This is a genomic window from Tenacibaculum sp. XPcli2-G (assembly GCF_024124505.1).
GTDB lineage: Bacteria > Bacteroidota > Bacteroidia > Flavobacteriales > Flavobacteriaceae > Polaribacter > Polaribacter mesophilus.
On record NZ_JAMXSH010000003.1, the window covers coordinates 421,509 to 440,718 of the forward strand.

18 protein-coding genes are annotated in these 19,210 nt (G+C 30.4%); 3 read left to right on the forward strand and 15 right to left on the reverse strand.

Going from position 1 to position 19,210, the window contains the following annotated elements; translation table 11 throughout:
* Nucleotides 1-43 precede the first annotated feature (43 nt).
* The 4 genes from hisG to NH341_RS09760 all read right to left on the reverse strand — a co-directional run bounded on the left by hisG (nt 44) and on the right by NH341_RS09760 (nt 4,652).
* Complete coding sequence (gene hisG, locus NH341_RS09745) at nt 44-901, reverse strand: ATP phosphoribosyltransferase (RefSeq protein WP_159491203.1); 858 nt, start codon at nt 899-901, stop codon at nt 44-46.
* A gap of 303 nt (nt 902-1,204) precedes the next feature.
* Nucleotides 1,205-2,977, reverse strand: coding sequence for a translational GTPase TypA (gene typA / locus NH341_RS09750; protein ID WP_073184109.1), 1,773 nt, complete (start codon nt 2,975-2,977; stop codon nt 1,205-1,207).
* 200 nt (nt 2,978-3,177) lie between these two features.
* Complete coding sequence (locus NH341_RS09755; RefSeq protein ID WP_047788869.1) at nt 3,178-3,486, reverse strand: LETM1 domain-containing protein; 309 nt, start codon at nt 3,484-3,486, stop codon at nt 3,178-3,180.
* Entirely contained in the window at nt 3,486-4,652 is a 1,167-nt protein-coding gene (locus tag NH341_RS09760) for a proline dehydrogenase family protein (protein WP_047788870.1), read from the reverse strand. Before NH341_RS09760 ends, NH341_RS09755 begins: the two co-directional genes overlap by 1 nt.
* Nucleotides 4,653-4,754: 102 nt before the next feature.
* On the opposite strand from NH341_RS09760, the gene aroB reads away from it, so the two are divergent.
* Nucleotides 4,755-5,813 carry a 3-dehydroquinate synthase gene (gene aroB, locus NH341_RS09765; protein WP_253056666.1) on the forward strand — a complete coding sequence of 353 codons (1,059 nt, stop codon included), beginning with the start codon at nt 4,755-4,757 and terminating at the stop codon, nt 5,811-5,813.
* A 29-nt stretch (nt 5,814-5,842) separates the two neighbouring features.
* Here the strand turns inward: aroB and NH341_RS09770 are convergent, their stop codons facing one another.
* The 4 genes from NH341_RS09770 to NH341_RS09785 form a co-directional block, all read right to left on the reverse strand.
* Complete coding sequence (locus tag NH341_RS09770) at nt 5,843-6,730, reverse strand: mechanosensitive ion channel family protein (protein WP_047788872.1); 888 nt, start codon at nt 6,728-6,730, stop codon at nt 5,843-5,845.
* Between the two features lie 52 nt (nt 6,731-6,782).
* The gene (locus NH341_RS09775; RefSeq protein WP_047788873.1) at nt 6,783-7,286 is read right to left on the reverse strand and encodes a Dps family protein; all 504 of its coding nucleotides are present in this window, start codon (nt 7,284-7,286) and stop codon (nt 6,783-6,785) included.
* Between the two features lie 157 nt (nt 7,287-7,443).
* On the reverse strand, nt 7,444-7,992 hold the full coding sequence (locus NH341_RS09780; RefSeq protein ID WP_125064368.1) for a hypothetical protein: 549 nt from the start codon (nt 7,990-7,992) through the stop codon (nt 7,444-7,446).
* Between the two features lie 254 nt (nt 7,993-8,246).
* A complete protein-coding gene (locus NH341_RS09785; protein ID WP_047788875.1) occupies nt 8,247-8,408 on the reverse strand; it encodes a DUF1328 family protein in 162 nt (53 codons plus the stop codon).
* A 473-nt stretch (nt 8,409-8,881) separates the two neighbouring features.
* On the opposite strand from NH341_RS09785, the gene NH341_RS09790 reads away from it, so the two are divergent.
* Nucleotides 8,882-9,526 carry an SOS response-associated peptidase family protein gene (locus NH341_RS09790; RefSeq protein WP_047788876.1) on the forward strand — a complete coding sequence of 215 codons (645 nt, stop codon included), beginning with the start codon at nt 8,882-8,884 and terminating at the stop codon, nt 9,524-9,526.
* 2 nt (nt 9,527-9,528) lie between these two features.
* Here NH341_RS09790 and NH341_RS09795 read toward each other — a convergent pair whose 3' ends face one another.
* Nucleotides 9,529-10,335 carry a patatin-like phospholipase family protein gene (locus tag NH341_RS09795; protein WP_053056662.1) on the reverse strand — a complete coding sequence of 269 codons (807 nt, stop codon included), beginning with the start codon at nt 10,333-10,335 and terminating at the stop codon, nt 9,529-9,531.
* A gap of 685 nt (nt 10,336-11,020) precedes the next feature.
* Between NH341_RS09795 and NH341_RS09800 the strand changes: the two genes are divergently transcribed.
* Complete coding sequence (locus NH341_RS09800; RefSeq protein WP_047788877.1) at nt 11,021-11,473, forward strand: PA2169 family four-helix-bundle protein; 453 nt, start codon at nt 11,021-11,023, stop codon at nt 11,471-11,473.
* 46 nt (nt 11,474-11,519) lie between these two features.
* Here NH341_RS09800 and bshA read toward each other — a convergent pair whose 3' ends face one another.
* The 6 genes from bshA to dnaB all read right to left on the reverse strand — a co-directional run bounded on the left by bshA (nt 11,520) and on the right by dnaB (nt 19,130).
* Nucleotides 11,520-12,650 (reverse strand): N-acetyl-alpha-D-glucosaminyl L-malate synthase BshA, encoded by a 1,131-nt coding sequence (gene bshA, locus NH341_RS09805; protein WP_073184117.1) that lies wholly within the window; start codon nt 12,648-12,650, stop codon nt 11,520-11,522.
* A 139-nt stretch (nt 12,651-12,789) separates the two neighbouring features.
* Entirely contained in the window at nt 12,790-13,635 is an 846-nt protein-coding gene (locus NH341_RS09810; protein WP_253056668.1) for a transketolase, read from the reverse strand.
* A 283-nt stretch (nt 13,636-13,918) separates the two neighbouring features.
* The gene (locus tag NH341_RS09815; RefSeq protein WP_253056670.1) at nt 13,919-14,830 is read right to left on the reverse strand and encodes a hypothetical protein; all 912 of its coding nucleotides are present in this window, start codon (nt 14,828-14,830) and stop codon (nt 13,919-13,921) included.
* A gap of 87 nt (nt 14,831-14,917) precedes the next feature.
* Nucleotides 14,918-15,961: a hypothetical protein gene (locus NH341_RS09820; RefSeq protein ID WP_073184125.1), complete on the reverse strand. Its 1,044-nt coding sequence runs from the start codon at nt 15,959-15,961 to the stop codon at nt 14,918-14,920.
* A gap of 322 nt (nt 15,962-16,283) precedes the next feature.
* Nucleotides 16,284-17,468 (reverse strand): asparagine synthetase B, encoded by a 1,185-nt coding sequence (locus NH341_RS09825; RefSeq protein WP_159616198.1) that lies wholly within the window; start codon nt 17,466-17,468, stop codon nt 16,284-16,286.
* 147 nt (nt 17,469-17,615) lie between these two features.
* Nucleotides 17,616-19,130 (reverse strand): replicative DNA helicase, encoded by a 1,515-nt coding sequence (gene dnaB, locus NH341_RS09830; RefSeq protein ID WP_159616194.1) that lies wholly within the window; start codon nt 19,128-19,130, stop codon nt 17,616-17,618.
* Between the last annotated feature and the right edge of the window lie 80 nt (nt 19,131-19,210).

Genomic DNA, 19,210 nt, shown 5'->3' on the forward strand with positions numbered 1-19,210 from the left:
TTTTTATTGTTTTTAGCTATAATTATTGGCTACTTTTCTGTTATTAAACAACCATTTTTTCTATTGGACACACCAAAATACCTTCTGCTCCATTACTTTTTAATTCGTCTATAATTTCCCAAAATTGATTTTTATTCAATACAGAGTGCACAGAACTCCACCCTTCTTCAGCTAAAGGAAGTACCGTTGGACTACGCATTCCTGGTAAAATATTAATAATTGTTTCTAATTTTTCATTCGGAGCGTTTAATAGCACATACCTTGATTGTCTTGCTTTTAATACTGATTGAATTCTAAACTGTAACTTGTTAAGTATTACTTGTTGTTGCTCTTTTATTTGAGGAGAAACCGCTAATACTGCTTCTGATTTTAATAAAACTTCTACCTCCTTTAAATTGTTTTTAAATAAAGTTGAACCACTAGAAACAATATCACAAATACCATCGGCTAATCCAATATTTGGAGCTATTTCTACTGAACCATTAATAATATGTAATTGTGATTTTATGTTCTCTTTTTCTAGAAATTTTAAAACTGTATTCGGGTATGAGGTTGCTATTTTTTTATTCTGAAAATAGTTTATTCCTGTATATTTCTCATTTTTAGGAATTGCTAAGGATACTTTACATTTTGAAAAACCTAATTTTTCTATAAATTGAATCTCCTCTCCTTTTTCTATTAATAAATTCTCGCCAATGATGGCTATATCTACAACTCCATCTTTTAAATATTGCGGAATATCACCATTTCTTAGATAAAAAACCTCTAAAGGAAAATTGTTTGCAGAAGCTTTTAATTGATCTTTACCGTTATCAATAGAAACTCCACAATCTTTTAAAATTTGTAAGGAATCTTGGTTGAGTCTTCCTGATTTTTGTATGGCTATTTTTAATTTACTCATTTTAGTTTTGAATGGGTTTGAGCAAATCTTTTGGGAAGTATTTTCGTGGCGCCTTGTTGAAAATAAAAACCCGTTTGATTTACTCAAACGGGTTTAAAATATATCTTGATTTTATTCAATACATTTTCAGCTCGCCTGAGTGCAAGTATGAAAATGATGATGATGTAATTGAATAAAATTCATTTCTTCGTTTTTGTTGTTACAAATATTTGAAATAAAAATTGAATTATGCAAGTATTTTTTCAAAAAAAATAAAACCACCTGTAATTCAGGTGGTTTTTGGTTTTATCTAAGCGTGTAATATTACTTTACAAAGTTAATTTTTCGCATACGTAAACTTTCTGGGGTAACTTCTAAATACTCATCTGGTCTAATATACTCCATACATTCTTCTAATGAGAAATCAATTTTTGGAGCAATTTTCACGCCGTCATCTGAACCTGAAGCACGTACGTTAGTTAACTTCTTTCCTTTAATTAGGTTAACTGCCATATCATCTGCCTTGGCATTTTCACCTACCACCTGACCTTTGTAAATCTCTTGGTTTGGATCAATAAAGAAACGTCCTCTATCTTGTAAACGGTCAATTGCATAAGCAGTTGCTTTTCCTGTTTCAGAAGAAACAATAGCACCTTTTAACTCTTCTGCAAACTCTCCTTTATAAGGTCCATATTCGCTGAATCGGTGGTTTATAATTGCTTGACCAGCTGTTGCTGTTAATATTTTATTACGTAAACCAATTAATCCTCTTGATGGAATGGTAAATTCTAAATGTTGTAAATCTCCTTTTGGCTCCATTACTAATAAGTCTCCTTTACGTAAAGAAACTAAGTTAATTGCTTTAGAAGCTACATCTTCAGGAACATCAATTGATAATGTTTCGTATGGTTCACACTTAACTCCGTCAATCTCTTTTAAAATTACTTGAGGACGACCTACTTGTAATTCGTATCCTTCACGACGCATCGTTTCAATTAATACTGATAAGTGTAATACTCCACGTCCGAAAACGTTAAACTTATCCTCTGTATCTGTTTCATCAACACGTAACGCTAAGTTTTTCTCCATCTCTTTAAATAAGCGATCACGTAAGTGACGAGACGTTACAAACTTACCTTCTTTACCAAAGAATGGAGAGTTGTTAATAGTAAATAACATACTCATAGTAGGTTGATCTACTTCAATTCTTGGTAAAGCTTCTGGATTATCTACATCGGCAATCGTATCACCAATTTCAAAATCATCTAAACCTGTTACTGCACAAATATCTCCACTACGAACTTTTTCTGCTTCAGCCTTACCCATTCCTTCAAAAACGTGTAATTCTTTAATACGGACTTTTTTCGTACTTCCATCTGCTTTACAAAGCATGTAGTCTTTGTTCTTTTCTAAATCTCCACGGTAAACACGTCCAATAGCTATTCTTCCTTTAAATGAAGAATAATCTAACGATGTAATTTGCATTTGAGGAGATCCTTCACGATATGGTGCTTCTGGAATTGTTTCTAAAACAGCATCTAACAAAGGAACAATATCTTCTGTTGGTTTTTGCCAATCTGTACTCATCCATCCATTTTTGGCTGAACCGTAAATAGTTGTAAAGTCTAATTGATCTTCATTTGCTTCTAAAGCAAACATTAAATCAAATACTTTTTCATGTACTAAGTCTGGTGTACAGTTTTCTTTATCTACTTTGTTTACTACTACAATAGGAGTTAACCCTAATTCAATAGCTTTTCCTAATACGAAACGTGTTTGAGGCATTGGTCCTTCAAAAGCATCAACCAATAATAAAACTCCATCTGCCATTTTTAGTACACGTTCTACTTCTCCACCAAAATCGGCGTGACCAGGAGTATCAATTACATTAATCTTCACCCCTTTGTAGTTTACGGATACATTTTTAGATAAAATGGTAATACCACGTTCACGTTCTAAGTCGTTATTATCTAATAATAAATCAGTACGCTCTTTACGTTCATCTAAAATTTTGGCTTGATCTATAATTTTGTCTACCAAGGTTGTCTTACCGTGGTCAACGTGTGCTATAATAGCAATGTTTCTTATTGATTGCATTCGTGCTTATTTTGAAGCTGCAAAAGTAGTGTTTTATTGTTTACGATTAACGAAATTTTATTTATGAATTCGTAATATTTTATTTAAAGCTTTACAAAAAGTACTTTTTTATAACAATATACTACTATTTCTACTTTCATTTAAAGGAATTTTGTAGCTTTAATTAATGCCTAAAAAGGGAGTAATAGATAATTTTTGTGCTATTTTAACTTTCTATTTTCTAGCTCTTCATCATCTTCTCTAAAAGCACTAGGTAAAATATCAGGAATTAATTTTATAAGTAAAGGCAAAAGTAATGCTCCTCCTGGTAGCATAAACACTGTAAAGGCAGGAATTGCTTTACAAATATCAAGTGTTTGTTCTTTTACTTTTGCCTTTTCTTCGTCTGTTAATGAAGTTGTTAGTGATTTTCTAACAAGAAATATAAGCTCTCTGCTTTCTTGAAGCTCTTTTGCTAATCTTTTTTTATTTTTATAGATAGCTTCTTTTATTTCATCAACTGTATTCATTAAAGCTTTCTACGTGCTTTTTCAGTTTTAAGTAAATTCAATTCTCTGGAAGTTTGCCCAGCTACTGAAGTGTTTTCTTCTGCTCTTCGAATTAGGTATGGCATCACATCACGAACAGGTCCAAATGGAACATACTTCGCTACATTATATCCTTCTTTGGCTAAATTGAAACTAATATGATCACTCATACCATATAATTGACCAAACCACATACGTTTATCATCTTTAGCAATATTATGTTCTTTAGCTAAATCCATTAATAAATATGAACTTTCTTCATTGTGAGTTCCTGCAAAAATTGCCATATTTTTATGGTCCATCATATACCGAACTGCTTCATTATAATTGTCATCTGTTGCTTGTTTGTCCACACAGATAGGAGACTCGTAACCATTTTCTTTAGCTCTTTCACGCTCTTTTTCCATATAAGCTCCACGAACAACTTTCATTCCAATATGATATCCCTTTTGGTGAGCTCTTTGGTGTAGCTTTCGTAGATATTCCATACGATCATGACGATACATTTGTAGCGTATTAAAAACAATGGCTTTTTCTTTATTGTAAATTTCCATTAACTCCTCAATTAAATCATCTGCAGCATCTTGCATCCAGCTTTCTTCTGCATCAATTAGTAATGGAACATCTTTTTCTTTTGCAGCCTTACACACGGTATGAAAACGCTCTACAACTCTATCCCACTCTACTTTTTCTTCTGAAGTAAACTCTTTTCCTTCAGTTAATTTTTGATATAAAGCGAAACGTCCGAAACCTGTAGGTTTAAAAACTGCATAAGGAATAGATTGCTTTTCTTCAGCAAAATTGATTGTTTTCAACGTCATTTTTAAAGCATCATCAAACTGGGCTTCATCTTCCTTCCCTTCTACTGAATAATCTAAAACACTGTGTACATTACCTTGTTCGTACATTTTTTCGATATTAGGTAAGCAATCATCTTCACTTACTCCTCCACAAAAATGATCAAAAACTGTTGAACGGATTAATCCTTCAACTGGTAAGTGTGCTTTTAAAGCAAAGTTTGTTACCGCTGTACCTATTCGAACCATTGGTTGGCTCTGAATCATTTTAAACAAAAAATATGCACGTTCTAACTCTGAGTCAGATTTTAATTTAAAAGCAGTTTCTGTATTATCAAAAAGTCTCATTATCGAGGTAATATTATTTCTTTATTTATTGAGACAAATATAATTGAGTAGACTGATATATTTTAATTTTTTCTATTTAATTTCGCCTTATATTTTTTTGTTATTATGACCACAATTAATGCAGCAACATACCCTATTCATTTTGAAGAAAAAGGCTATAATGAATTAACCTATTTAGTTTCTGAAAGAAACTATTCTTCAGTTTTTATTTTAGTGGATGACAACACTTTAGATTGTTGCTATCCTCGATTCATTCAGTTATTTGCTACAGATAAACCTATTGAAGTCATTCAAATTGATGCTGGTGAAGTTCATAAAAACATAGAAACTTGTATGGGAGTTTGGAATGTAATGACTGAATTAGGAGCTGATAGAAAAAGCTTATTAATTACCTTAGGTGGTGGTGTGATTACTGATTTAGGTGGTTTTGTTGCATCTACATTTAAACGTGGAATTGATTTTGTGAATATTCCTACAACCTTATTAAGCATGGTAGATGCTTCTGTTGGCGGAAAAACAGGTGTTGATTTAGGTGTATTAAAAAACCAGATTGGTGTATTTGCTAATCCAGAGTTAATTATTATTGATCCTGAATACTTACACACCGTAACTCCCAGAGAAATTCGTTCTGGTACTGCGGAAATTATTAAGTATGGAATGACCCACGATATCAAGTTATTTAACGAAATTAAAGATAACGATAAACTTAATATTGTTGATTTGATTCATCGTTCTATAGAAATTAAGAATGAAGTTGTTTTGGAAGATCCTAAAGAACAAGGTATTCGTAAGGTTTTAAACTGGGGACATACTATTGGGCATGGTGTAGAGTCTTATTTTTTAGAGAACCCGAAAAAGGAAGCTCTAACACATGGTGAAGCTATTGCCATTGGAATGGTTTGTGAAGCTTACTTATCATCAAAAGTATTAGATTTTCCTGAAGATAAAGTCTCTGAAATAAAAGATGCTATTATTAAAATTTATGGTAAAGTAGCATTAGTAGAAGAAGACTTTCAGCCTATTCTTGAATTGATGAAACATGATAAAAAGAATATAGGAGGAGAAATTAACTTTGTGCTTCTTAACGATTATGAAGATTTTAAAATAAACAGTAAAGCTTCTGATGGTTTAATTAGGGAGAGTCTTAGTTATTATAATTCATAAAAAAAAAGCAACCCCGTAAGTTGCTTTTTTTATTTTGTTACTGTAATTGGAATACTGTCTTGTGAACCGTATAGTTTTATTTCTGTAATATCTGCAGGCATGTTTAGCCCGTTTTTTATTATCACGTTTTTTACGTTTTTAATTACATCACTTTTAACTTCGAGTGCGCCTCGTTTGTATTCTTTAGTTTTGGTCCAAAAAATAACTTTTAAATTTACAGTACTTACTCCTAAACCGTCTACCGTAACAAAACATTGATGTTCATCTGTATCAATAACTCCTAAAGTATTAACTACCGCATTTATGATTACTTTTTTTGCTGTATCTATGTCATCATCATAATCAATCCCAACCACAAAGTCTGAACGGTAAAAACCATCTTCAGTATAGTTATATACAGCTTTCTTTACAATGTCACTATTGGGAATGTATACATCTCTTCCATCGAATGTTTTTAATTTGGTAAATCTAAATTCCATCATTTTTACTTTACCAAAAATATCTCCAATCATTACTGTATCATTAACATCGAAAGGGCGATTAAAGGATAATATTACTCCTGAGATAAAATTCTCTCCTACATCTTTAAAAGCAAATCCAAAAATTATAGCTGAGGCTCCAGCTGCAGTTAACAATCCAGCAGCAATGCCTCCTAAACCTGCTATCTTTAAAGCAAGCATAATTACCAAAATACTGAAACTAATTTTTATTGTTTTGGCTAAAAAATTAGTCATTAAAGGATCATTTGTTTTCTTAGAAATTGTTTTTCTAAAAAAATTTGATATAAGATTAGCAATAATAATACCTACAGCCACTATAAGAATAGCTATAATTATTTTTGGAATTTGGTTTATAAACTCATTCCAGTATAATTGAACAGATTCTTTTAATTTGGCTATGGTGCTGCTAAAATTCATGTAGGAGAAAGTAGTTTTTGTTTTTAGTTATTAGATAAATTCAACAATAATTTTATGACAATACAATATCCTCATTTAATTGCTCTACGGTACTTTTGCTCCAAGCGTTCAACATCCAACTTGTTTTTTCTAAAGAAGCAATATATCCTCCCATTAAATCTATCGTTCCCTCATCTTCTGCTTCTTCCGCTTTTTTTATCACATTTGCCATTTGCTTTAATAATGTTTTATGATCATCTAATAAAATATAAATCATATCACTATCTGTTTGAAAAGGACTTTCTTCTGATATATTTGCTATTTTTAAATACTTACTATATCTACTAATTGGATGATACTGTAAAGTTAAAATACGTTCTGCGATCTCATCTATTTTAACTCTAGCATCACTATACATTTCTTCAAATTTTTCATGTAGTTCAAAAAAGTTTTTCCCCACAATATTCCAATGAAAATTTCTTAACTTTTGATAGTATATGTGATATTCAGCCAATAATTGGTTTAATTCTTTTGCTACTGGTAATACTTTTTCTGTTTGTATGTTTAAATAATTCATTTTACTGTGTGTGTTTTTTGTTAATAATTAATTATGTTACAAAACTACTTAAGAACTTAAGCCTAAGTTTGCTTATTTAATACGAATCTTTGCTCATTTCATTTTAACCTTTTAGTGATAAAAAAAGGATGAAATTATCACTTACTAGTTTTATAAATTACATTTTAAAGGTTTCAAAAATGGCTTGTTCCAAGTTATTAGATTCTTGATTTTTATATTCAATAATAAAATCACCATATTTATTAAAATAACCTACGCCATTAAAATCCTTACCTTCTACTACATAAAAGTTATTATTAATAGATTTTATAGCTCTTGCTGATGTTATATCTTCATTATTAAGCTTATATGTGATTAGTAAATTATTTTGATCAATTAAAAAGTCATACTTATTACCTTTATACTTAAAATATTTTACTTTTGCTTTTGAGTCATAAAAAATATCAGAATCATTATCTACCATAATGGTTTTATCTACTGTGATTGGAGACTCTACTACATCTTGATTAAGTTTATTCTTTTGATTGGGATTAAACTTAGTTTGTTTTTCTTTTTTTGTTACTACTTTTACTTTTGTATCATAAATCAAACCTTTTTCATTAATCTTTTTTGCTTTTTTTACTTCAGTCGTTTTTATTACTTCCGTTTGCGCGTTTAAAGAGGTAATACTTCCTGTAAGCAATAATCCCATTATTATTTTTTTCATTTTAATCTATTTTAAAATTACAAGTAACTTTATTTGAGATGTGTACTTTTTAACACCTGAAATATATTTTATATATTCCTATACATTTTCGCTATGAAACAACGATTTGTAATATCTGTTACAAAATTAACGTAGGTTTACTTACGTGTTTTGCTCATTTAATTTTGTTTTTTGCTCACTTAATAAATAAAACTTATTAATAAATAAAAAAAGCGTGAAAACTCACGCTTTTTAATACTCTATTCTTTATTTTTTTAGACTTTTCTTTTACCTGTAAATAAGGATATAATAAATAAAATTATAAAAATAAAGAATGCTATTTTAGCAAACCCTGCAGCTGCTCCTGCTATTCCTCCAAATCCTAAAATACCGGCTATGATTGCTATTATTATAAAAGTGACTGTCCAACGTAACATATTATTAAAATTTTAAATTAGTGTTTATAAAGTACATCTTTTGTACAGTTACAAAATTAACTAGATAGCTTGTTTTACATTTACTCATTTAGTTTTGTTCTTAACTCATATAAAAAATATACTCATTAAATTTAACAGACTTCAAACTAACTTTATTAGTTAACAAACTAAAATATAATCTCTTGTTAATTGTTACGCTTAACTTAATATGAAATGAGTCAATATCTATTTCTAAAGAACAAAGATTGACTCTTTTAACAATATAGTTTTGCAACAAACAAAATATAAATAATTAATAAGTATGAAAAAAAGTAATGAAGATTTTAAAATAATTAAAGAGAATCCTGACTCTAAGCATAAAAATTATATTTTTCAAAACAATAAAATAACTAGAATAGCCTTTTATATTATACTTTCTTGTTTATTAATAGGTATTACTCTCATTTTTATTTTTAATAATCAACAGTAGCTTTATGATTTATAAGCTATCAAACATAGCAAGTATAGAACGTATTGAAACCTTTACAAAACTCCCTTTTAAGTATCCTTATTTACATAAACCTAAAAGAAAAATTAATGGTTTAAAAGAACAAACAGTTTGTATAATTAATATGGAAAATCCTAATCAAATTATGCAAGCCATTTGGGGGCTACTTCCTCAAAATTATGGAGATAATTGGAATAAGTTTCAACATATAAAACAAACACTACATATAAATAAGGAAGATATTAAAAATAATATACTTTTTAAAGAAGCTCTTTATTTACGAAGGTGTTTATTTATCGTAACTGGTTTTTATATTCATAAAGTTATTAATGGAGTTGTAGAGAATTATTTAGTAGAAAAAGACAATCAAGAACCCTTTTATTTAGCGGGTTTATATAACATTACCAACGATGGCTTTTATACATGTTCAGTTATTAACACCAAACTAATTGGAAAACTTAATGACTTTAATAATCTTTATCAGGTAATGCCCATACAAATTCCTGAAATTTTTAAAAATATGTGGTTAAATAAAAAATCAGAAATTATAGATATAAATTACCTTATGAGTACACCTTACATTACAAATTTAAAGGTACAGAGAATAGCTTCTAAAAAAGAAAATGTTTGAAATTAATTTATTCTTTCTTCTAGTTTTTTATCTATGTACTTTTTTGCTGTTTCATATATTGAATCTACTTCTTTAGTGCTAAAACCGCTAAACTCACCTAAAGGAAAACAAATAGTAGCATAAGTTTCAAAAAACTTATATTCTTCAGATGATAGCATTAAAAGTTTAGATGTATGTGCTAGAACTTTCAAAGTGGTATTTAGTTCCTCACTTGTTTTTTCAGAAGGATATACTACATAACTTCCCACTATTGGATATTCTGACTGTTTAAAGGGAGTTGTAGGAAAGTTATCTATAATTCCACCATCAGAATAAAGTGCATCTCCAATTTTTACAGGATTGAATAAACCTGGTAATGCACATGATGCTAAAACAGGTTTTAGTAAACTTCCTTCATTAAAGTACTCTGTAGTTCCTTTATTTAAATTAGTTGTAGAAACTATTAAAGGTATTTCTAGATCTTCAAAGGTTGGTTTTATTTTATCGTCAATTAATCTTGCATAATTGGATGAATTAAAAATTCCTGGTTTAGCAATTGTTATCCAAGAAAACTGAAATATTTCAGTATTTTTAAAAAAGTTTAATATTTCTTTTGGTTTCATTCCAGAAGCATACATTGCTCCTACCAATGAACCAGCGCTACAAGCTGAAATTGAATTAATTTTAATATTTAACTCTTCTAACTTTTCTAATAAAGCAATATGAGCTACACCTTTTTCGGCTCCTCCACTTAATACTAAATTTATAGGCACTTTTGTGTCCAGGTTTTTTATTTTTTCAAAAGAACATTTATATTTTTCTTTAATCATTTTTTTAGCTCTTTTTTAGTTTTACTTATCTATTTTTTTTAAAATTTTATTTTGGATAATTTTAATTTTTTCTACAAAACTGCTATCAATACTTAAAACTTATTTTCTACTTCTTTTCATCAAGCTAATCATAATATCTATAATCTTTTTGTCCTTGCTAAACTATTTCTAATATGTTTAAGACGCTATACCAATAACACATTCTTTTAATGATATAAAATTACATTTTTTTGCTTAATGTATTCTATCTTTTCTACAAACATTTGATTTTAACAAGAGTTTTGTATATGAGCAAAAAAAGAAAAGATATGAGCTAAACAGCATTTCAAGTAAATATTAATTTTGTAATGTAATTAATTAGTCATAAAAATATTAAGCGTTTTTATTTACACATTTATGACTTAAAATATTATGAATAGAATAATGATAAACACTGTTTATTCTTACTGATATCATATTAATAAGCTAGGATTTTTATAAAAAATCTTAACACTTTAGATTACATATTATTTAACATTTTTGAGTTTAACTCTCAAAATAATAACAATACTTATGTAAGCTTAGGAATTAGTACCATTATTTTAATTGGTTCTTTTTCTCAAAAAAGAGGGCGGTGTTCTAACTTGATGGTATTTGGGTAAACATCAATAAAAAATTACTCATTAATTTAAAAAACTTAAAATATATGTATAGTTACACAGAAGAAGTATCAAATAAGTTAAACGGATTATTAGAAAAAAATTATGATGCTGCAAAAGGGTATAAAACAGCTGCAGAAAATGTAAATAGTGAAACATTAACAAATCTTTTTGTTCGTAAAGCCAATGAACGTGAAATGTTTGGTAAACAGTTAAAATCAGAAATAAAATCTTTTGGTCAATCTCCTGAAAAAGGAGGTAGTTTAACAGGAACAGCACACAGGGCTTGGATGAATACCAAAGCTTTTTTCTCAAATGAAAGTGAAGAAGCTATATTAGAAGAGGCTTTAAGAGGTGAAAAAGCTTCACTTGAAGAATATAATGAAGTAATTAACTCTGAAGAACATTTACCAAACTCTACAACTAATTTATTAAAATCTCAAAGAGACATTATATTAAATGATGCTATATTAGTAAAAGAACTAGAAAAAATTAAATAGTGATAGTTTTTAATTAAAAAAAGGAGAGTTGATAACTCTCCTTTTTTTATGCTTCTACTGAACATTTTTTATAAAGTCTCTCATAAGCTGGGAGAATATTATTTAGTGAAAATAGCTTAATATGTTCTTTTGCATTTTCTTTAAACTCATTCAAAGCTTTATCATCTTTTAAAATATTAATAGCATTATTAGCCATACCTTCAATATCACCTAATTTACTTAAAAAGCCTGTTACACCATGAATATTAACTTCTGGCAAACCTCCTGTATTTGTGGATATAACTACTGTGCTTGCAGCCATGGCTTCTAAAGCTGCTAACCCGAAGCTTTCCGTTTCAGATGGTAATAAAAACACATCGGTATAACATAATATTTTTGCTACTTCTGTACTATTCCCCATAAAAAGCACTTTGTCTTCGATTTCTAACTCTTTAGCTAAGTTCTCAGCTTTTAAACGCTCAGGGCCATCACCAACCATTAATAATTTTGATGGAACTTCTTCTTGAACCCTATTAAAAATTCGAATTACATCATCAGTACGCTTTACAGGCCTAAAGTTACTTATATGTGTTAGGATTTTTTCCTCCGGTTTAGCTAGCGCTTCTCTTTTACACTCTCCCTCATGAGCTCTATCATATTTTTCTCCATCAATAAAATTGTACACCACTTTAATATCTTTATCAATATTAAATAACCTAAGAGTATCTTCCTTTAAACTTTTAGACACTGCGGTAACTTCATCTGATTTATTTATACTAAATTCTACTGCGGTTTTGTAGGTTGGATGGCTTCCTACCAAAGTAATATCTGTACCATGCAATGTTGTTACTACTTTTATGTCAATTCCTTTATCTTCAAGCATTTTTTTTGCCATGTAAGCAGCATAGGCATGCGGAATAGCATAATGTACGTGTAACACTTCAAGTTCATATTTTTGAACTACTTCCACCATTTTACTTGATAAAGCTAATTCATAAGGTTGATATTGAAATAAAGGGTACTCTTCTAAAACAACTTCGTGGAAATGCAAACGATGAGAAAAGAAATCTAATCGAACAGGCTGATTGTACGTTATAAAATGTACCTCGTGACCCTTATCTGCTAATGCCATTCCTAATTCGGTTGCTACTACTCCACTTCCTCCAAAGGTAGGATAACATACAATTCCTATTTTCATCTGTATCTATTTGGTTATTTTATATGATTACAGACGTAAATTTACGGTTTTACTTACTTCTTTTTGTAAAGTTTTTCATAAAATAAAAACGCCATTACAAAGTTGTAATGGCGCTTAAAATATTTAACTACTCTTTATTTTAGTAATCTCCTAAAGTTTCTGGGTTTTGAGCTAAAGCAACCTCTAACTGTTCATCATTAGGTGCTTTACCATGCCACGCGTGGGTATGCATCATAAAATCAACTCCATTCCCCATTTCAGTACGTAATAATACACAAACTGGCTTTCCGTTTCCTGTACGTGATTTTGCTTCTGCCATTCCTGCTAAAATAGCTTCTACATTATTTCCTTCTGCAATTTCTACAACATCCCAACCAAAAGCTTCAAATTTAGCTTTTAAGCTTCCCATGGCTAAAACTTCATCAGTAGATCCATCAATTTGCTTTTCATTTACATCTACGGTAGAAATTAAGTTATCAACCTTTTTAGCAGAAGCATACATAGCTGCTTCCCAAATCTGACCTTCTTGTAACTCTCCATCACCATGTAATGAATATACAATTTTATCATCTCCATTTAACTTTTTTGCTTCAGCAGTACCAATAGCAACACTCATACCTTGTCCTAAAGAACCTGAAGCAATACGAATACCTGGTAAATTTTCGTGCGTAGTTGGGTGACCTTGCAAACGAGAGTCTAACTTTCTAAAGGTTGCCAACTCAGCTACAGGGAAAAACCCACTGTGAGCTAGTACACTGTAATATACTGGTGAAATATGTCCGTTTGACAAGAAAAATAAATCTTCATTTTTACCGTCCATAGAAAAATCGGTAGAATAATCCATAATTTCCTGATACAAACAGGTTAAAAATTCAGCACACCCTAAAGAACCTCCTGGATGACCTGAATTTACAGCATGTACCATTCGTACAATATCTCTACGAACTTGTTGTGTAAAATCTTGTAATTGTTGTGTTGTTGGCATTATTGTTTTGTTTTATACCCACAAATGTAATTGATTATGTAAAAATGAGCAATTACTTTTTTATTTAAGTAAAAAGAAAAAGGGTTCATCTAAATTAAGTTTTCTTTTTCGTTTAATTTTCCCGTTCTAAATGAATCGTTATTGAACTCTTTATTTACGTGATTTAAAAAACTTATTTATTTGATAAACTAACAATTACAAAAAACAAGAAAACCATGTTTTTTTGATACTTTTAGATTCTAGTAACGGTAAAAGACCATAAGTCCTTCTTAATCTTTAAGTATTAAGTTAACAATTCTTCTACATTTTGATATTGAACTCCAAAAAGATAGTATTCGTTATTTTTAGGAACTTTTAACGTTATTGTTAAGCTTTTGTCAATTCCTAAAGTGTACTCTGTTATAGCTCCATTTATTTGCTGATAAAAAGGGAATATTACTTGTTCTGGAATAGATGTTAATAAGCTTACTGTTTCTTCTGTATATGTTCCAGAAATATGAATTTTTATTGTCATATCTGAAACAGCAGATATATATGAGTTAATGTTTTTTAATATTCCTGTTTTGGGGTTAAAAACTTCATCCCAAGATATTACAGAGTCATCCCAATTGCTTGGAGTCTGATATGCGTATAAAAAAGCAGCAGATGAAAACCAATTTCCAAAGTTAATTTTCTGTGTAGTAGATTCACTAAAAGCTATGGTTACAGTTACAACTGATTTTGCCACTTCATTGGTAAAATTATCTAACGAGGTATTTACAACTAAAACAGGAAATTCTGGGTAAACAGGAATGCGTATAACTTGTTCGTTTGATTTTACAATAATTTTTGACTGTGAAGAGTTTCCTATTGCTCCTTTAAAAGTATTTAAACTAGGTGTATACTTTGGTATTGTATATGGGACTATCCAGTTTGTTGCGTTATTATAATCATTCAATCCTATTTGAATCGCTAAAGGTTGGTTTATTTGAGCATTTAAAATTCTCCCATACACCTTACTAAAATAATTTAGTGGAAGGGCGCTATCAAAAAACTCTGTTCCTACTGGAATAGTATCTATTAAAACTGAAAAATCAGCTTCGTTTGTGGGTAAATTTGGTAAAAATGCATAGAATGTAAAATTACTTAATTGTGCGTTAAATAACTCTGCCAGTTCATTTAATACTAAATAATTAAAACTCTTGGGGGACTTCATTATTCATTATTTTAAGTTAATTATAATAAATTTATGTAAAAGGTTAAGTAGAGCACATGAAAATCATGTGCTCTCTTAACTATAAGATTAAATTAATCTTGAAGGTGCTTTTAAAACATGGTTTGTACTACCACCTGTTACAGCTCTATCTGTTGGAATTACTCCCATACCAAAAATTTGTAAATCTCCTGGCGCAGATGTAATTGTTACAGAAATCGTTTTATCATCATTAAATTTATAGCTAGATGTAGCTTTTGATGATGATCCTGATGTATAGAATGGCCATACATTGGTCTCTGTACTTTTTTGAATTTCTTCAAAATCAGATTGACTATAAGTTGCCCAAGATTTTACAGTAATTGTGTAACCAGAAACAAGTAAAGCTTGGTTGGTTACTCTTTGTAAAGAACCAGATGGACCAAATAAATTATTCCAATCATCTTGATTTTGAAATTGATCAGGATTTTGGTACATATCTGTAAAATAACCAGAGAAAAACCATCCTCCTGCTCTAACAGCTAGGAAAGCATACTTATTAAAATCCATATCTACAGTAATTCTACTTGCAGAAGCTTTTTCATTTAATGACTTTGAAACACTATTAGACTTCTTTCCCCAGAAACCAACTCCTGAAGAACCGTTGCTTTGTGCCCATGAGTTTTGAATATCATCATTAGACGTTTGAGAATCAAAATGAATTGTTGCTGAAGAACCTTTTTCAACTTGTAATTTTAACTCTTCAAAGGCTGGAATGTATATAGGGTTAGTTCCCATGTTGCCTCCAATCCAATTGTTAGAGTTTGTATAATTACTCATTGCTATTTTATACAAGAATGTACCTGTATCTTCTGTTTTACTTAGCATTGTAGCGTAATTACCGCTTAAAGTATTTAAAGGGTTACCTTCATACAATACTCCTACAGATTTTGGGGGAACACCATCAAAATAATTATATAGTTCTGACGCTGAACTTTGAACTGGTAATACACCTTGTATCATTTGAAAGCTTTTGTCACTTAAGTTTAATGATTGACAAAGGGTATTATACATTCCGTTAGTTGGAGTTTCCATATTTGCTCCAACTTGTTCTTTTACGACACCATTAGATGGTTCTGTAAGTTTTGTTGCCATGATAATTTAGTTTTAAGTTTAGTTTTTACCTACTCTATTTAGGCTTTTCAGTATACGCCTAAAAACCAAAACTATTTAACAGGTGATCAAACTATTAAACTAAAGAATGAAACATGAAGTTGCGCGCTAATCACAAACCATTCAATACATTACAAAACGAGTTTTGATTTTACTCTTACTAAATTATATAAATAACAAACGAATCACTTTAAAAAAACCTTAAACGTTGTTTATCAATACATTAAGCAGTATTAAATAGGTACAAGGCTTAACTAAAAAAAACAACATAACACACTAAAAAACAGATAATTACATATATCAGTTATGTTTTCTGTTTTTTCTTTTTAGCGGCAGGAAATAATACATTGTTTAATATTAAACGATATCCTGGTGAGGTTGGGTGTAAATCTAATTCTGTTTTAGGATCTCCTACTCTATGCTGATAATCTTCAGGATCGTGGCCTCCGTAAAAGGTAAACATTCCTTTTCCTTTAGTTCCGTGAATATAGCGTCCTTCTCCATTGGTTTTATTTCCTCCTAAAACAATAACTGTAGATTTTATAGTATTAGGATCAAACGATGTTGTTTGTCCCATAAAACCTTTCACTAACATGGTGTGATTTTGGGTTAACATGGTCGGTACTTGATCCCATTTTGCAGAAAACTCTTTTAAAACAAAGTAATCTACTTCTTTTCTTATTCTTCGTTTACGAGTCATATCTATTGAAGAAAACTCATATGTAGTAGGATTACGAATCAATTCAAAATCTTTAAAAGCAAAGGTTTTATTAAAATTTATTTTTGATTGATAATTAGGTTCTGAGGCATCTCCATCAAACATTCCTTCACAAATATCTACGCCATCAGCAGCCAGCGCAATATCAAAACTATCGGTCGCAGAACACATCGCAAACATAAATCCACCACTTACTACATAATCACGTATTTTCTTGGCTACAGCTCCTTTTTCTTCTGACACTTTATTGTATCCTAGTTTCTTGGCTAAGGCTTCTGCATCTTTCTTTTGTTGAATGTACCAAGGCGCTGTTCTAAAAGCTCCATAAAAACGTCCATATTGTCCTGTAAAATCTTCATGGTGTAAGTGTAACCATTCGTACAACAATAGTTTATCATTTAATACTTCTTCATCATATACTACATCAAAAGGAATTTCGGCATACGTCAGTACCATAGTTACGGCATCATCCCAAGGCATTTTATCTTTTGGAGAATATACTGCTATTTTAGGTGCTTTTTCCAACGTAACTGCTTCTTGATTTTTAGAAGGCGAAGAAATTTCTTCTAAGATTAATGCTGATTTAGCATCTGAAATTATTTGATAGGAAACACCTCGTATTTTACATTCTTTTTCTACCGCTTCATTATTTTCAATTAAAAAAGCACCTCCATCATAATTTAATAACCATTTAGCTTTCAAACCATTTTGCAAAGCATAATACACAATACCATATGCTTTTAAATGATTCTTTTGATTTTCGTTACTCATAGGTACATAAATAAAGGATGCCCATAGTGAGTTTGAAAAAAGGAAAAATGTTAGTATGTAAAGAAATTGTTTCATATTAAAAACTAAAATACACAATTACTTTTAAGCAATTGTGTATTCAGTTATATTTTAAGTTTTATTTAAAGATTAAAACGGAACATCATCGTCACTTGGACCAAAAGCGTCTTCAGGTGAAGTAAAATTACTAGATGCTACTTCATCGTTAAATCCTGAGTTCATGCTTGATTGGAATTCACTACTAAAGCCTTCTTCTAAATCTGAGAATTTTGCTAAGTGTCCTGTAAATTTCAAACGGATATTATCCAATCCACCATTACGGTGTTTTGCTACAATAAATTCTCCTTGTCCTTCACACGGTGAGTGATCGTCGTCATCCCACTCTGTCATTCCATAGTATTCAGGACGATAAATAAACGATACAATATCGGCATCCTGCTCAATTGCTCCAGATTCACGAAGATCGGATAGTAACGGACGTTTACTTCCTCCACGCGTTTCAACCGCACGCGATAACTGAGAAAGTGCAATTACAGGTACATTCAATTCTTTACCTAGTGCTTTTAAGTTACGCGAAATCGTCGAAATTTCTTGTTCACGGTTACCTCCTGCTCCACCTGCTGTCATTAACTGTAAGTAATCAATAATTAAGATTTTAACTCCGTGTTGTGATACTAAACGACGTGCTTTTGCACGTAAATCAAAAATGGATAATGCAGGTGTATCATCAATAAAAATAGGGGCATCTGAAAGCTTTTTTACTTTTACATTCAATTGCTCCCATTCATGAGGTTCTAAGTTTCCTTTACGTAATTTTTCAGAAGTCAACCCTGTTTCTGAAGAAATCATACGAGTAATTAACTGTACCGAGGACATCTCCAGCGAGAATAATGCTACTGGATGTCCGAAATCGATTGCCATATTTTTCGCCATCGATATTACGAAAGCCGTTTTACCCATACCAGGACGTGCTGCAATAATGATTAAATCGGTAGGTTGCCAACCCGAGGTTAATGCATCTAGTTTGGTAAATCCTGTAGCCAAACCACTCATTCCTTCTTTGGTTGAAATTTCTTGAATCTTATTAATCGATTGCTGAACTAAAGAGTCAGCTCTTTCAGCTCCTTTTTTAAGGTTTCCTTGCGTTACTTCAAATAATTTTCCTTCGGCATCATCTAACAAATCAAAAACATCAACAGTTTCATCATATGCATTTTCAATAATTTCTGAAGAAATGGTAATTAGTTTACGTTGAATAAACTTTTCTAGAATAATTCTAGAGTGAAATTCAATATGTGCAGATGAGGCTACTTTTTGAGTTAACCCAATTAAGTAAAAATCTCCTCCTGCTAAATCTAACTTTCCATTTTTCTTTAATTGATTAGATACAGAAAGTAAATCAATTGGTTCTGAGTTTTGGAAAAGCTCGTAAATAGCAGCATAAATTTCTTGGTGCCTTTTATCATAAAAAGCATCAGGATGCAAAATATCAATTACTTCATCAATCCCTTTTTTATCAATCATCATAGCCCCCAAAACAGCCTCTTCTAACTCTAAAGCCTGCGGTGGTAACTTTCCTTTTTCTAAGCTTATAATTCTAGCTTTATCTATTTTTGTTCCTTTGAGAGATTGGGTTCTTTCCATAATAGCAAAAGTAAATTTTTAAGATGATATTAGTAGAGATATTATTCAATTTTCTTTATGCACATTTTTTGTAAATAAAC

Coding starts and splice junctions, on each gene's coding strand:
- hisG (WP_159491203.1), bottom strand. CDS start 901: ATGAGTAAATTAAAAATAGCCATACAAAAATCAGGAAGACTCAACCAA.
- typA (WP_073184109.1), bottom strand. CDS start 2,977: ATGCAATCAATAAGAAACATTGCTATTATAGCACACGTTGACCACGGT.
- NH341_RS09755 (WP_047788869.1), bottom strand. CDS start 3,486: ATGAATACAGTTGATGAAATAAAAGAAGCTATCTATAAAAATAAAAAA.
- aroB (WP_253056666.1), top strand. CDS start 4,755: ATGACCACAATTAATGCAGCAACATACCCTATTCATTTTGAAGAAAAA.
- NH341_RS09770 (WP_047788872.1), bottom strand. CDS start 6,730: ATGAATTTTAGCAGCACCATAGCCAAATTAAAAGAATCTGTTCAATTA.
- NH341_RS09775 (WP_047788873.1), bottom strand. CDS start 7,286: ATGAATTATTTAAACATACAAACAGAAAAAGTATTACCAGTAGCAAAA.
- NH341_RS09780 (WP_125064368.1), bottom strand. CDS start 7,992: ATGAAAAAAATAATAATGGGATTATTGCTTACAGGAAGTATTACCTCT.
- NH341_RS09785 (WP_047788875.1), bottom strand. CDS start 8,408: ATGTTACGTTGGACAGTCACTTTTATAATAATAGCAATCATAGCCGGT.
- NH341_RS09790 (WP_047788876.1), top strand. CDS start 8,882: ATGATTTATAAGCTATCAAACATAGCAAGTATAGAACGTATTGAAACC.
- NH341_RS09795 (WP_053056662.1), bottom strand. CDS start 10,335: ATGATTAAAGAAAAATATAAATGTTCTTTTGAAAAAATAAAAAACCTG.
- NH341_RS09800 (WP_047788877.1), top strand. CDS start 11,021: ATGTATAGTTACACAGAAGAAGTATCAAATAAGTTAAACGGATTATTA.
- bshA (WP_073184117.1), bottom strand. CDS start 12,650: ATGAAAATAGGAATTGTATGTTATCCTACCTTTGGAGGAAGTGGAGTA.
- NH341_RS09810 (WP_253056668.1), bottom strand. CDS start 13,635: ATGCCAACAACACAACAATTACAAGATTTTACACAACAAGTTCGTAGA.
- NH341_RS09815 (WP_253056670.1), bottom strand. CDS start 14,830: ATGAAGTCCCCCAAGAGTTTTAATTATTTAGTATTAAATGAACTGGCA.
- NH341_RS09820 (WP_073184125.1), bottom strand. CDS start 15,961: ATGGCAACAAAACTTACAGAACCATCTAATGGTGTCGTAAAAGAACAA.
- NH341_RS09825 (WP_159616198.1), bottom strand. CDS start 17,468: ATGAGTAACGAAAATCAAAAGAATCATTTAAAAGCATATGGTATTGTG.
- dnaB (WP_159616194.1), bottom strand. CDS start 19,130: ATGGAAAGAACCCAATCTCTCAAAGGAACAAAAATAGATAAAGCTAGA.